Origin of the sequence: Hymenobacter antarcticus (assembly GCF_039539545.1) — a bacterium.
Lineage (GTDB): Bacteria > Bacteroidota > Bacteroidia > Cytophagales > Hymenobacteraceae > Hymenobacter > Hymenobacter antarcticus.
Genome location: NZ_BAABDI010000018.1, coordinates 86,014 through 100,911, shown reverse-complemented (window position 1 = coordinate 100,911; position 14,898 = coordinate 86,014). Strand labels below are relative to the sequence as shown.

The following is a 14,898-nucleotide window of genomic DNA, read 5'->3' as shown; positions in this document are numbered from 1 at the left end:
GTGCTCTCCTTCAACGAGGATTCGGTGCTGGTGGACCAGCGCACGGTGCAGCTGAGCGCCGCCGCGCTCAACAACTACGAGCCGCTGCAAACCGGGCCGCTGGTGGTGCAGCAGAACGGCTACGTGAGCGTGTACGTGGGCAACGAGAGCGCCGTGGACGTGTACTTCGACGACGTGCGCGTCGAGCACCGCCAGGGCCTGCAGGTGCAGGAAAACCAGTACGACCCCTTCGGCCAGGACCTGGCCGGGGTGAGCGGGGCCGCCCCCGGCCTGCGCCTGAAAAACTTCTACCAGTTCAACGGCAAGGAAAACCAACTTGACCTGGGACTGAACTGGAACCATCAGGATTGGCGCTTCTACGACTACCAGATTGGAAGATGGCACGTCGTGGACCCGGAGATTGAGAACGCACAAGAAAGTTGGACGCCCTATTCATTTGGATTCGACAATGCCGTGCGGTATGCCGACGCGGATGGCCGGTGGCCAGGACCGGGAGGGGTAACAAAAGAGCAAGTAAGCACGGGTGTCCACACGGCCCTTGACGTGGTTGGGTTGGTTCCCGGCTTGGGCGAAGTTGCGGACGGACTCAATGCAGTCGGTTATTTGCTAGAGGGCAACAAAACCGACGCCGCTCTTAGCGCGGCGGCAATGATTCCTTTTGCGGGCATGGCCGCCACCGGGGCCAAATTTCTACGTACCGCCGATAAGATTGCCACTGCTGCAAATCATGCTGATGAGGCAGTTGCTCTTGCAAAAAAAGGAGAGGATTTGTTTGTCGGAAGTTATAGCCAATCTTCCAAAGCAAATAGAGTTTCAGGATTAAATAAAACGCACACTCCTCATCACGCTGTCCAAAACGCAGTTAGTCCGTCTAGTCGTGGTAGTGGTCCTACTATCAACCTGAAACATGACATTCACGCCAAAACTGCGACTAATGGTAAGCCAAGAAGGGATGTTAGTGGTGCACTGAAGCAAAATTCAAACAACACAAATAGTCTTCGTGTGCACTTAGCCGCCGACGTTCGGGAATTACGCGGGCTGCTGAAAGAAGCGGGGTATGAAACTAAAACCGTAAATGCTCAATTAACAGAACTGATTAGACAAAATAAAGCAACTGGTAATTTTGCTAAGTGACATGACCAATGCAGTAGCTCTTGATTTTCTACGGCAACATCAACCAATGCCGGACGACGATAGTTTAGAAAAAAATCCTCAGTTGATGAAGGATTTTGAAGAGGTTAGGAGGTATTTTCTTGATTACCCTGACCCTCGTTGTGTCAAACTGTTCTTAAATGCATTTGGTGGCTGGAATGGTTTTGGTATGTACCAAACAGTAGAACAAGTCTTTTATAAGATGAATGAACAGTTCGTTATAGACGAGCTACAAAAAAATTTAAGAAATGTATCGAGATTGAAAGACTGCACGTTGTATTGGAATATTCAACAATGCATAGTCTTTCCTGACCGTGCTCTTTTTGACCCTTTGACACAATTTATTAAACATCCACTTCCTGAAATTCGTCATGCGTTGGTTTACGCACTTAGTCAAATTGAAGGAGACGATGTTACCAAACACCTCAAAGAGTGGTTGGCAATTGAGGACGACGATGGCGTCACAGAGGCTTTGGAAGAAGTGATAAACGAGCTTTAACTTCTGTTTATAGATATTATCGCTCTGAAAGGCCATTCCCCGCAAACAAGTGCTCAGTGGTTCCTTGATTTCTTACCACCCCCCGGCAGACCTGGCGCGGGCGCGACGGGGTGCAGCGGGCCTACGGCTACGCCTACGACCCGCTCAACCGCCTGCTGCAGGGCGACTTCGTGGCCCGGGCCGGCGGGGCGCCGAGCACCACGGGCGCGTGGACGGCCGAGCTGGACAACTACCGGATGGCGTTCGTTTCCTACGACGACAACGGCAATATCACTACCCTGCGCCGCCGGGGCCTGCTGGCTAATGCCACCCACGCCACGGCCAAGCAGTTCGGGCCGGTCGACCAGCTCACGTATGCCTACGCCGGCAACCGGCTGCAAGCCGTGGACGACGCGGTGCGCACCAACCAGCTGCCGCGCCCGTTGAATTACAACGGCGCGCCGGCCTCGCTGGCGGGCGACTTCCAGGAAGGCGGCACGCACCTCAACCAGGAATACCTGTACGACGCCAACGGCAACCTGACCCAGGACCGCAACAAGGGCATCACGGGCATCGCCTACAACCACCTGAACCTGCCCCGGCTCATTCACTTCGGCATCGGGGCGGACTCGCTGGTGTTCCGCTACACGGCCGGCGGGCAGAAAGTGGCCAAGCTGGTGTACCAGACCGGCAAGCCGACGCAGCGCACCGACTACCTCGGGCCGTTCCAGTACGAGGGCGACTCGCTGCGCTTCTTCCCCCACGCCGAGGGCCGGGTGCTGCGCTTCGTCAGCTACGACGGGGCGCGGCAGCCGACCACGCGCTACGAGCGCGAGTTCACCTTCAAGGACCATTTGGGTAACCTGCGCCTGGCCTACCGCCTGGGGCAGGTGCGCACCTACCGGGCCGGCCTCGAACCGGCCGATGCGCCGCGCGAAACCCAGCAGTTTGATTCGCTGAGCGTGAGCGCGCCCATTGCCTTTGCCACGGCCCGGGCGCACACGAGCGGCTACGTGGCCCGGCTCACGGCCGGCGGGGCGGCCCCGCAGCCGCTGGGGCCGCTCACGCAGTTTGCCGTGCAGAAGGGCGACACGGTGCGCGCCACGGCCTTCGGGCTCTACCCGCAGGCGACCAGCAACCAGTCGTTCGCCTTCTCGCTGGCCGGCTTCATCGCCTCGCTGCTCCAACCGGCCCCGGCCGGCACGCCCCCGGGCCGGGACGGCGCGCGGCGCGGCGGGCTGCCGCTGCTGCAGGTGGGGCTGAGCTCGGCCACGCTGCTGGCGCTGAACCAGCTGCCGGGCGGGGTGCCCAAGGGCTACCTGCGGGTGCTCTCCTTCAACGAGGATTCGGTGCTGGTGGACCAGCGCACGGTGCAGCTGAGCGCCGCCGCGCTCAACAACTACGAGCCGCTGCAAACCGGGCCGCTGGTGGTGCAGCAGAACGGCTACGTGACGGCCTACGTGGGCAACGAGAGCAACGCCGACGTCTTCTTCGACGACGTGAGCATCGAGCACCGCCAGGGCCTGCAGGTGCAGGAAAACCAGTACGACCCCTTCGGCCTGGACCTGGCCGGGGTGAGCGGGGCTGCGCCCGGCCTGCGGCTGAAGAACTTCTACCAGTTCAACGGCAAGGAAAACCAAAGTGATTTAGGACTTAATTGGAACGACCACGGCTGGCGTAATTATGACCCAGCCTTAGGAAGATGGCACGTTGTAGACTGGTTGGCTGAAAAAGCTACTAACCTCACTCCCTATCGTTTCGGTTTTAATAATCCTGTGCGATTCTTCGACCCCCTAGGTCTATGGGAAACCACCGAAGGAGGATATACAACCAATGACAGAAAAGATATTGAGCGGTTTACGACTTATTTACAAGCCGAAAATGCTATTGGGGGAAAGCCGACTATTGACCAAACTAACGGTTTTGTGGAAGAAGAAATGGGAGGTGGCACGGGCCGGCTTAGTAACGGCAGTGTGCTCGCTGGCGGCTTCGGCATGGTGAGCTACCGTTCCGGGTACAAGCACGGAGAGTGGATGGCAGACGGGAAATCTCTGTTTAAATCGTGGAAGGGCATCCAAAACGAGTTGACTCCGGCTGCAAAAGAGGGTGAAGCGTTGAACAATTGGAGCGCAGGTCTTAATGCTGCCGGAATGTCGGTGGACGTGCACGAGGGCTTGTGGAAAAGCGCAGCCAACGCGGGCGGGTTGGCCAGTCAAACCGAGCAGGCCCTGCGCCTAGTCAAATGGGCTGGGTACGTAGGCAAAGGATTAGGTGGATTAAGTGCCACTATCTCAGGAACAAAGTACCTAAGGAAGCGCACTGTTGGTAACTTTCTTATTTTCGCAGTTGATATGGCATTGATAGGTGCTGGGCCAATTGGTGGAATAGCGAGTGGTCTACTTGAAGCCTCAGGTGCAAAGGATGCTGTAGGCGCTGCTTTGGATGAGCGGTTAGAATATGACAGCTTCATGTCTCAAATCAGTCAAAATAAGGCAAAGCCATGACCGTCAAAAACTACATAGAGTTGATATTGTCGGCTTCTTATTGGCGATACCGCCGGCAACATGAAGACCACACGATAAGTATTTTTTGGGTTAAACTGGTATTTGCTTTTCTTTTTCCAATGTGGGGCCTGTTACTCACCAGCTTACTTTTTCAAAAAGTAGATGTTATGCAATCTTTCCGGGAAGAGATGTCGCAGATACAGACTGCTTTTTTTATTATATTATGGCTGGCAGGGTGGTGGGTTTTACATAGATTTATACAAGCTAACCCATCCATTTACACCTTAGAACTAGAACCAGAAAACTATCGCACGGGTAACATATACGCGATTCTGCTGCTGACCTCCAGCGTTGGGATGTTCGGCTATACCCTTACGACTTTAGGCAATATGTGACGAACGAGAGATAATGAGAGAACTTCTGGTACTCAGACTCTCGGCCTCGTATTGGTGCTTTCGCCGATACAACCACACCGGGCACCTGCTGAGCACCCACCAGCAGCTGCCGGGCGAGGCCCAGCTCGCCCCCATTGCCGCGCTCGCCTACAACGAGCTGGGGCAGCTCACGCGCAAGACTCTGGGGGCGGGCGCCCTGGCCCAGCAGGTGGACTACGGCTACAACGTGCGCGGCTGGCTCACGCACCTAAACGACGCGGCCCTGAGCCAAGCCGGGGACCTGTTCGGGCTGGAGCTGTGCTACGAGCAGGGCTTCACCGGCGGCTACGGGCAGCACAACGGCAACCTGACGGGGCAGCGGTGGCGCAGCCGGCGCGACGGCACGGAGCGGGACTACGGCTACGCCTACGACCCGTTGAGCCGGTTGTTGCAGGGCGACTACGTGGCCCGCGCCGGCACGGGCCCGGGCGGGGCGTGGACGGCAGAGGGCGGCAACTACCGCCTCCGGCTCCATCCCGGAAAGCCTCAAAAAGGATGGAACAGTCGGTCACCCGGTTCTTGACGACTGTTGGCAGAACGCCTGCCGCCAGTAAAGTAATCCGACTGCCACACATTTAGTAATGACTTCCTGATTTCATCTGACCATGATTGACTTTCGCAAACGCCTCGATGCCAAGCAGCTCGAAAAGAAGCTGCACCCGGTTGAAATCTACGAGTCGCTGGACCGCAAGAGCGACAAAGGCCCGTTGCGGCCGGCCCAGCACGCGGTGCTTAGCACGTGGTTTGAGACGTTGCGCGAGCAGCGCGACCTTATCGTGAAGTTGCACACGGGGCAGGGCAAGACCTTGGTGGGTCTGTTGCTGCTGCAATCGCGCCTGAACGAAGGCAAGGGCCCGGCCCTCTACCTGTGCCCCAATAGTTAACCTGGCCGAGCAGACCCGGGAGCAAGCCGGCGAATTTGGTTTCAAGCACTGCGACATTGGGCCGGACAACGTCATCCCCGCCGATTTCTGGGACGGCAAGGCCGTCCTGATTACCCACGTGCAGCGCCTCTTCAACGGCCGCTCCCTCTTCGGGCTGGGCCGGCAGGCCGCCGCCATCGGGGCCATCGTGCTCGACGATTCCCACGCCTGCATCGAAACCATCCGGCAAGCCTTCACCGTGCTGGTGAAGCGGGACAAAGCGGAAAAGCTCTACCAGGAACTGTTTGCTCTGTTTGAGGAGGATTTGCAGGACCAGGGCCTGGCGCGGGTGGCCGAAATCCGCAACGGCGATGCCGAGGTGCTGCTGGCCGTGCCCTACTGGGCCTGGCAAGACCGACTGGAGCAGGTGGCCACGCTGCTGGCCGGCCACAAAGACGACGCCGAGCTCAGGTTCACCTGGAGCCTGCTGCGCGACGCCCTCCGGGACTGCCAGTGCCTGGTGTCGGGCACGGCCATCGAAATCGTGCCCCACCACCCGCCCATGGATGTATTCGGCTCGTTCGACCGCGCCAAGCTGCGCGTATTCATGTCGGCCACGACCAACGACGACTCCTTCTTCATCAAGGGGCTGGGTCTGGCCATCGGCACGGTCACCCACCCGCTGCTGTACGCCAAGGAGAAATGGTCGGGCGAGAAGATGTTACTCGACCCCTACCAACTCGACGACCGGCTAAGCCGCGCTAACCTGGTGGCTGCCTTTGCCGCCCCCCGGCCGGGGCGTACCTACGGCGTGGTGGCCCTGGTGCCCAGCTTTACCTACGCCGAAACCTGGAAAACCCACGGAGCCGACGTCCTCACGGCCGCCACCCTCGACCCGCAGCTCAAGGCCCTGAAAGCCGGCCAGGGCGAAAAGACCTTCGTCATTACCAACCGCTACGACGGCATCGACCTGCCCGACAACGCCTGCCGCATCCTCGTGCTCGATTCCAAGCCGTTTGCCTAAACCCTGAGCGACCGGTACCAGGAAGAATGCCGGGCCGAAAGCGACCTGATTGCCATCAAGACGGCCCAGAAAATCGAGCAGGGCCTCGGGCGCGGGGTGCGCGGCGAGAAAGACTACTGCGTCATCGTCATCACCGGCCCCGACCTTATCAACACGCTGCGCAACCCCCGGTTCCGGCGTTTCTTCTCGGCCCAGACCCAGCAGCAAATCAACATCGGGCTCACCATCACCAAAATGGCCGCCGAAGATGCCACGTCGGGCGATGGCTTTCAGGTCATCAACGAAGTCATCAAGCAGTGCCTGGGCCGGGACGAAGGCTGGAAATCGTATTACGCCGACCAAATGGACGAAGCCCCGGCCGACCACCCCGACGAGCGGGTGCTCTACGTCCTGGAGCTGGAACGCAAAGCCGAAGAAAGCTACCGCCGCGGCGACGTGGCCAAAGCCGTCGCCTGCCTGCAAACCATTCTCAACAAGCACCTGACCGGGGCCGATGCCAGCGAGCGGGGCTGGTACCTCCAGGAAATGGCCCGGCTGCGGTACGCCTCCGACAAAGCCGAATCCAACGCCATGCAGGTGGCGGCCCACCGGCAAAACCAGCTGCTGCTCAAGCCCCGACACGGCATGGTCGTCACCAAGCTGGCCATCAATCAAAGCCAGGCCGAAGCCGCCCGCCGCTGGCTCGCCGCCTTCGCCCACCACACCGATTGCCGCATCCGCGTCGATGAGCTGCTCAACAACCTCACCTTCGGCACCAAGGCCGACAAGTTCGAAAAAGCCCTCCACGACCTTGGCGAACTGCTCGGCTTCAGCAGCGCCCGCCCCGACAAGCAGTGGGGGGCCGGCCCCGATAACCTTTGGGGCGTGGGCGAAAACGAGTACGTGCTCATCGAGTGCAAAAACGAGGTGAAGGAAGACCGCAACGAAATTCACAAAGCCGAAACCGGCCAGATGAACAACGCCCTGGCCTGGTTCGACCGCGAGTACCACACCATGCAGGTCACGCCCCTGATGGTCATCCCCACCAAAAACGTAGCCAAGGAAGCCGGCTTCAGCAAAGAAGTGGGCGTGGTGCGCAAAGGCAGCTTGAAAAAGCTGCGCGAAAACGTGCGCAGCTACCTCAACTCGTTCAAAGAACACGACTTGCAGAGCCTGACGGACCGGCAGGTATTTGCAGCTTTGGAAACTCACAAGCTGACAAAGGAGGCCGTGAAGGCAGAGTACCGGGAGGCGGTATACCAACGCTAATGCACCCCTTGTCCGCAAATCGAATCGCTCGTTTTGCTGGACAAGCTGGCGCGGAGGGTTAGTTGGTGGAAACGCGGGGCAAATCCAGGGGAAACGGTTCAGAAAACGTGTTCAGCAATCAAAGTACAGCAACGGGTATCTTCGTAATGAGCAACCTGTACTTGTACCATGCATATCAGTGACTCCTGCCTCTCGGCCCGCGACTAGAAATTGCATCCCGATGCCTCGTTGAAGACAGTCGGGTACTGGTCCGCCAAGAGAAATATTGTGCATGGACATCTGGTTGTTCCTAATGCAGCAGAAGCAAGTGCCCTGATAACGAAAATACCCGTTCCTCAATGGCGAGTATTTTACTTTTCTGTATGTTGCCTTTTAACTTATGATAATCTTTACTTATCATAACTTATATTTGCAAGCCAGGAGGGAAGCTTTTCGACCGTTTTTGACACCTATTATATAGGTGTACAGAACCGGTCCGGTTGGGCTCCCGAATCCAGGCGTTCCAAAAGCCCGCTGCACGTACTCCATGAGCGAAGACCTTTCCATCGTTCCGGCAGCAACCGCCAACCAGTCGGTCAGCGCTCAACTGGCCCGGGCCTCCGCCAAAGTCGCGGGCTTTCTGGAAACCGGCTTGCAGGGCGCCGCGAATACCGAACGGGCCTACACGTCCGACCTGAAAAGCTACATGGCCTTTTGTGCGCAGCACGACTTGCAGGCGTTGCCGGCCGACGTGGAGACGCTGACCGAGTATGTGGCCTTCCTGGCTTCCGAGAAACCCGAACCAGAGCCGGGGGGCGGTCGGGGAAAAAAGAAGGGTCAACAACCGCTCACCCGGCCGCACGCCCTGGCCACCATCAAGCGCCACCTGGCCGCCATCCGCAAAGCCCATCAGCTCGCCGGCCACCGGCTGCCGGCGACGCTCGATGCGCTCAACATCGTGATGGAAGGCATTGCCCGCACCCTGGGCAAGCGGCAGGACCAGGCTCCCGCGTTTACCGTCGAGGAGCTGAAACAGGCTATCCGCCGCATCGACCTGGAAACGGCGGCCGGGCTGCGCGACCGGGCGCTGCTGCTGCTCGGCTTCGCCGGGGCCTTCCGGCGCTCGGAGCTGGTGGACCTCAACATCGAGCAGCTGGAATTTACCGAGCGGGCCTTGCTCGTGCACCTGGCCAAAAGCAAAACCAACCAGTACGGCGCGGTCGAGGATAAAGCCATTTTCTACGCGCCCACGCTGGACTTCTGCCCCGTGCGCGGCCTGCGGGCCTGGCTCACCCTGCTGGGCCGGACGACCGGGCCGCTGTTTGTGAAAATTCCGCGGGCTGCTCCGGGCCAGTTGGCTGTTCCGTCGGAGAAGCGGCTCTCCGACATCTCCATCAATAAGCTGGTGCAAAAACGCCTCGGGCCGGGCTATTCGGCGCACTCCTTGCGCGTCTCCTTCGTGACCGTGGCCGTGCTCAACGGGCAATCCCACAAGGCGATTAAGAACCAAACCAAGCAGAAAACGGACGCTATGATTGAGCGCTATACGCAGCTTAATAATGTGGTTTCTTATAATGCTGCGCAGGCGTTGGGGTTGTAACGGCAAATAATGGTCTTGCTACGGTTTCTCCTTTTTTCCATGCAGACACCCCCCGACATCCTAAACCCTAAACAGGTTCCTTGTCGGAATAGCTCAGGAGCCCCGCCGAACTTGCCGCCCTCTTTGGTGAGGTCGGGTTTCAATCCGTCTTCTTGTCGGAATAGCTCAGGAGCCCACCCCGGCCGCCGCCGAGAGCGCCTTTAAAATCCGGTTTCAATCCGTCTTCTTGTCGGAATAGCTCAGGAGCAGGTCGGCTAGCGTCTTTTCGCGGGTTAATTCAATGGGTTTCAATCCGTCTTCTTGTCGGAATAGCTCAGGAGCCCTACTGGCTGCGGGCCGCCTACGTGCGCTTTCTGGTTTCAATCCGTCTTCTTGTCGGAATAGCTCAGGAGCCTCCCCGATGGCTATTCCCGCATCCGCAGCGGCAAGTTTCAATCCGTCTTCTTGTCGGAATAGCTCAGGAGCAGAATACGGGGCTGAGCGGCGGCTATCTGTCGTCTTTTGTTTCAATCCGTCTTCTTGTCGGAATAGCTCAGGAGCATTTCGGGCATGATTGTGTGGGCTGAAATGGTTAATGTTTCAATCCGTCTTCTTGTCGGAATAGCTCAGGAGCCCCGACGATGCGTTCTGGGACCTGCTGGCCGGCTGGTTTCAATCCGTCTTCTTGTCGGAATAGCTCAGGAGCACCACTTTGGGCCGGTGGCTTGCGCGGCGTAAGAAAGTTTCAATCCGTCTTCTTGTCGGAATAGCTCAGGAGCGCTGCATTCGCCTACGCTTGCGCCTCTGGATGCCTCGGTTTCAATCCGTCTTCTTGTCGGAATAGCTCAGGAGCGGATGGCTGGGCCTTCACCCGCAGGGCCAGGGCCGTGTTTCAATCCGTCTTCTTGTCGGAATAGCTCAGGAGCGTTGGTTACGCTGTTGCTGTAGCCGGCCGCTAGCTGGTTTCAATCCGTCTTCTTGTCGGAATAGCTCAGGAGCATTCACTTAGCCAGCATCTACGAACGTAGCGACCATACGTTTCAATCCGTCTTCTTGTCGGAATAGCTCAGGAGCTTTATAGTATATTCGCATTGCGAGTGGACAAAATGGGTTTCAATCCGTCTTCTTGTCGGAATAGCTCAGGAGCTGCTCTCCTCAAGCACTCATGTAATGGCCTGCGCCAGTTTCAATCCGTCTTCTTGTCGGAATAGCTCAGGAGCGCTGGACCGCAGCAGCTACAACGACGAAGCCGCGCTAGTTTCAATCCGTCTTCTTGTCGGAATAGCTCAGGAGCTGCAACCGTGAAAACCAGGCCCACAAGCGCGAATTGGTTTCAATCCGTCTTCTTGTCGGAATAGCTCAGGAGCGCTATGCTGCCGACCCGAATTATTTCAAAAAAGTAGGTTTCAATCCGTCTTCTTGTCGGAATAGCTCAGGAGCAATGTCAAACGTATGGGACCGCTCATTCGGTCCAGATTGTTTCAATCCGTCTTCTTGTCGGAATAGCTCAGGAGCAGGAAGCCGACCCGTATCCGCTCGGGCTTGTTGACAAGTTTCAATCCGTCTTCTTGTCGGAATAGCTCAGGAGCACATGTTCCCGGCGAATGGCGCGGCGGCGTTCAGCATGTTTCAATCCGTCTTCTTGTCGGAATAGCTCAGGAGCGATGGTGCTTGCTATTCGCGCCTATTCGATGCGTGGGTTTCAATCCGTCTTCTTGTCGGAATAGCTCAGGAGCATGGCCAGGTAGGCCCCCGGCGGCTGCCAAATGCTGTTTCAATCCGTCTTCTTGTCGGAATAGCTCAGGAGCAATAGGCACCCGCAGGCCGACCCTGTAACCCCTCAAGTTTCAATCCGTCTTCTTGTCGGAATAGCTCAGGAGCATGAATGGGTTTGCCCTTGCGGGGTGCGAAGCTCGAGTTTCAATCCGTCTTCTTGTCGGAATAGCTCAGGAGCCAGGTTCTTTTTGCCCTTCACGTTCTGGTCCAGCGTGTTTCAATCCGTCTTCTTGTCGGAATAGCTCAGGAGCGCCGGCCGCCGTCCAGGCCGCGTCAAAGCGGGCCGCGTTTCAATCCGTCTTCTTGTCGGAATAGCTCAGGAGCGAGCCCGGCCTTGGTCACGTTTACGCCGTGGTTTTGGTTTCAATCCGTCTTCTTGTCGGAATAGCTCAGGAGCACTCGTACACTTCGCGGCCGGGGGTCAGCAGCTCCTGGTTTCAATCCGTCTTCTTGTCGGAATAGCTCAGGAGCATCGTCATCGACTCCGGCACCATCTCCCGCTTTGTTGTTTCAATCCGTCTTCTTGTCGGAATAGCTCAGGAGCGCAATGCTAGAGCAATGCTACCCGAAATCCTAGCAAGTTTCAATCCGTCTTCTTGTCGGAATAGCTCAGGAGCCTTTTGGGCGAACTATTTTTTTGGCCCTTTGTATCAGTTTCAATCCGTCTTCTTGTCGGAATAGCTCAGGAGCGATGAGCTGGATTTGCTGGCTCAGCACCGCCCGCTAGTTTCAATCCGTCTTCTTGTCGGAATAGCTCAGGAGCAGAAGTAGAGCATAGGTCAGGGGATGGGGGATGGGGTTTCAATCCGTCTTCTTGTCGGAATAGCTCAGGAGCACTATCGGCACCGTTGCCGGGGTTGTAGCGGCTCAGTTTCAATCCGTCTTCTTGTCGGAATAGCTCAGGAGCTCAGTAGCCGGGAAGGACAGGTGCGCCGCCGTCGCGGTTTCAATCCGTCTTCTTGTCGGAATAGCTCAGGAGCGTGATGCCGCGCACGGCCGCCGCGCCCTCCGTGCTGAGTTTCAATCCGTCTTCTTGTCGGAATAGCTCAGGAGCTGTTACAGAGAACAATACAAATGTAATGCATCATCTGGTTTCAATCCGTCTTCTTGTCGGAATAGCTCAGGAGCGATGGCGGCCACGATTGAGGCGCTGAAGCAGGAAGAGTTTCAATCCGTCTTCTTGTCGGAATAGCTCAGGAGCCCTTCCGCTATGCCACCGCAACACAATGGCTGATTGAGTTTCAATCCGTCTTCTTGTCGGAATAGCTCAGGAGCGCGCTCGCTCGTCGGACCGTCACGGCCGGATGTACAAGTTTCAATCCGTCTTCTTGTCGGAATAGCTCAGGAGCGAGGCGCGGGCGGCATTGCGTCAGGCCCTAATTGGAGTTTCAATCCGTCTTCTTGTCGGAATAGCTCAGGAGCAATTACGGCCCATTGCCGGTACTATGCGCCTGCTAGTTTCAATCCGTCTTCTTGTCGGAATAGCTCAGGAGCTCGAGGTAGATTTCGCCGCCCGCCGTGTACACGTCAGTTTCAATCCGTCTTCTTGTCGGAATAGCTCAGGAGCCTGGCGCGGGGGTTATCACCTTGGCCGTACTGGCCTTGTTTCAATCCGTCTTCTTGTCGGAATAGCTCAGGAGCTGAGGCCAACCCCGAGCTGGCCCAAACACTGTACAGGTTTCAATCCGTCTTCTTGTCGGAATAGCTCAGGAGCACGTCAGCGCCAGCACCGCCAAAAGCATCTACTTCGAGTTTCAATCCGTCTTCTTGTCGGAATAGCTCAGGAGCAATGATAGCGCGCTGATATATCATGTTGAACTGGTAGTTTCAATCCGTCTTCTTGTCGGAATAGCTCAGGAGCACCGATTGGATAACCGAAGCCGGAGCCGGTATTTTGTTTCAATCCGTCTTCTTGTCGGAATAGCTCAGGAGCTCCGGTGACGGTGGCAAGCGCGGCCAATAGTGTTTTGTTTCAATCCGTCTTCTTGTCGGAATAGCTCAGGAGCACAGCAGCGAGCGCGCCACGAAGGGCGAAATAAGCCGTTTCAATCCGTCTTCTTGTCGGAATAGCTCAGGAGCGTTCGATATTGCCGGGCCAAGACCCCCAAAAGCCCGGTTTCAATCCGTCTTCTTGTCGGAATAGCTCAGGAGCCGCTCCCCTATGCACCGGGTCATTACTGCATCCTGTGTTTCAATCCGTCTTCTTGTCGGAATAGCTCAGGAGCCCAAGGATAGCTTCGGGTGTAGCCCACGTATTTAAGTTTCAATCCGTCTTCTTGTCGGAATAGCTCAGGAGCAATGGACAACGAGGGTGTCGATAAGGCGCATGACGTGTTTCAATCCGTCTTCTTGTCGGAATAGCTCAGGAGCCTCGCCGGGGCTAACTCGTATTCTGCTTTCGATTAGTTTCAATCCGTCTTCTTGTCGGAATAGCTCAGGAGCTTGGGCTGTTGGTTGGCTGCCTCGCCGTTTATGTCGGTTTCAATCCGTCTTCTTGTCGGAATAGCTCAGGAGCGTTACAGCCCGGCCGCGATGGCGGCCCGCAACGTGACGTTTCAATCCGTCTTCTTGTCGGAATAGCTCAGGAGCATTATGGACAAGCCAATCCGGATTCAGCGCAAGCGCAGTTTCAATCCGTCTTCTTGTCGGAATAGCTCAGGAGCTGGCGATAGGTGGCCAGCGGGCGCTGGATTCACTAAGTTTCAATCCGTCTTCTTGTCGGAATAGCTCAGGAGCTGTATGAGCTGGTGAAGGACAAGCCGGTGAAGCTCGAGTTTCAATCCGTCTTCTTGTCGGAATAGCTCAGGAGCCTGCCTCTGGACCGGGGGCGGCTTTACGATGCCGGGTTTCAATCCGTCTTCTTGTCGGAATAGCTCAGGAGCTGCGCGCCCCGATGGTGGTCTCCATACTCGTACTTATGTTTCAATCCGTCTTCTTGTCGGAATAGCTCAGGAGCGGCGGCTGCGCGGCTGCCGGGCCATTGCTCACGCTACGTTTCAATCCGTCTTCTTGTCGGAATAGCTCAGGAGCTTAAATAAGAGGGTGAAGGCGTTCGGTGCGGGTTTGTTTCAATCCGTCTTCTTGTCGGAATAGCTCAGGAGCCGAAAGGGCAATTCGGATGACCGTGCGCTCTGGCCTGTTTCAATCCGTCTTCTTGTCGGAATAGCTCAGGAGCTGAGCAGTAGGGGCATGGTTACCAGGAAGGAATTTCGTTTCAATCCGTCTTCTTGTCGGAATAGCTCAGGAGCGCTCCGAATATCCATCGAGCCGGAAAAGACCTATACCAAATCCGTTTCAATCCGTCTTCTTGTCGGAATAGCTCAGGAGCATGTACAATAAAACCGCGCTCCTTCGCTCGGATAAGTTTCAATCCGTCTTCTTGTCGGAATAGCTCAGGAGCAGGGCCGCAACCAGGGGCGTATATAGGGGGCGATAAGGTTTCAATCCGTCTTCTTGTCGGAATAGCTCAGGAGCGCCTTTTACGCCCGGCGAGGAGCGGGTGGCAGGCCGGTTTCAATCCGTCTTCTTGTCGGAATAGCTCAGGAGCGCGTGGGCGTAAGAGATTCCTTGCGTTGGCATGAATGTTTCAATCCGTCTTCTTGTCGGAATAGCTCAGGAGCATCAATCCACGGCGCGAAGTCCACCAACCAGTATTGGTTTCAATCCGTCTTCTTGTCGGAATAGCTCAGGAGCACTGAACGCCAACGCCAAGCTCAGCACATCCGACAAGGTTTCAATCCGTCTTCTTGTCGGAATAGCTCAGGAGCAGGGCCTGACGGACGCGCAAAAGCGGGAGTTCGTGAGTTTCAATCCGTCTTCTTGTCGGAATAGCTCAGGAGCACAATAGCCCCGGCGCTACCA

9 protein-coding genes and 1 CRISPR repeat array (1 of these 10 only partly in view) are annotated in these 14,898 nt (G+C 56.8%); all 9 genes read left to right on the top strand.

Going from position 1 to position 14,898, the window contains the following annotated elements:
- Positions 1-1,134 (top strand): RHS repeat-associated core domain-containing protein (locus ABD819_RS13580; RefSeq protein ID WP_345125211.1); only part of this gene is annotated, 1,134 nt, incomplete at its 5' end.
- A gap of 1 nt (position 1,135) precedes the next feature.
- Positions 1,136-1,651: a HEAT repeat domain-containing protein gene (locus tag ABD819_RS13575; RefSeq protein ID WP_345125208.1), complete on the top strand. Its 516-nt coding sequence runs from the start codon at positions 1,136-1,138 to the stop codon at positions 1,649-1,651.
- A gap of 110 nt (positions 1,652-1,761) precedes the next feature.
- Complete coding sequence (locus ABD819_RS13570; protein ID WP_345125206.1) at positions 1,762-4,134, top strand: RHS repeat-associated core domain-containing protein; 2,373 nt, start codon at positions 1,762-1,764, stop codon at positions 4,132-4,134.
- Entirely contained in the window at positions 4,131-4,529 is a 399-nt protein-coding gene (locus ABD819_RS13565; protein WP_345125205.1) for a hypothetical protein, read from the top strand. The genes ABD819_RS13570 and ABD819_RS13565 overlap by 4 nt, the downstream gene beginning before the upstream one ends.
- Before the next feature lie 13 nt (positions 4,530-4,542).
- A complete protein-coding gene (locus ABD819_RS13560; RefSeq protein WP_345125204.1) occupies positions 4,543-5,091 on the top strand; it encodes a hypothetical protein in 549 nt (182 codons plus the stop codon).
- 82 nt (positions 5,092-5,173) lie between these two features.
- Positions 5,174-5,452, top strand: coding sequence for a DEAD/DEAH box helicase family protein (locus ABD819_RS13555; protein ID WP_345125202.1), 279 nt, complete (start codon positions 5,174-5,176; stop codon positions 5,450-5,452).
- A 118-nt stretch (positions 5,453-5,570) separates the two neighbouring features.
- The gene (locus ABD819_RS13550; protein ID WP_345125200.1) at positions 5,571-6,455 is read left to right on the top strand and encodes an ATP-dependent DNA helicase; all 885 of its coding nucleotides are present in this window, start codon (positions 5,571-5,573) and stop codon (positions 6,453-6,455) included.
- 96 nt (positions 6,456-6,551) lie between these two features.
- Positions 6,552-7,703: a hypothetical protein gene (locus ABD819_RS13545; protein ID WP_345125199.1), complete on the top strand. Its 1,152-nt coding sequence runs from the start codon at positions 6,552-6,554 to the stop codon at positions 7,701-7,703.
- A gap of 526 nt (positions 7,704-8,229) precedes the next feature.
- The gene (locus tag ABD819_RS13540; protein WP_345125198.1) at positions 8,230-9,282 is read left to right on the top strand and encodes a tyrosine-type recombinase/integrase; all 1,053 of its coding nucleotides are present in this window, start codon (positions 8,230-8,232) and stop codon (positions 9,280-9,282) included.
- A gap of 136 nt (positions 9,283-9,418) precedes the next feature.
- A CRISPR array of direct repeats spans positions 9,419-14,898; the repeat unit is 37 nt; unit sequence GTTTCAATCCGTCTTCTTGTCGGAATAGCTCAGGAGC (it continues 783 nt past the right edge of the window).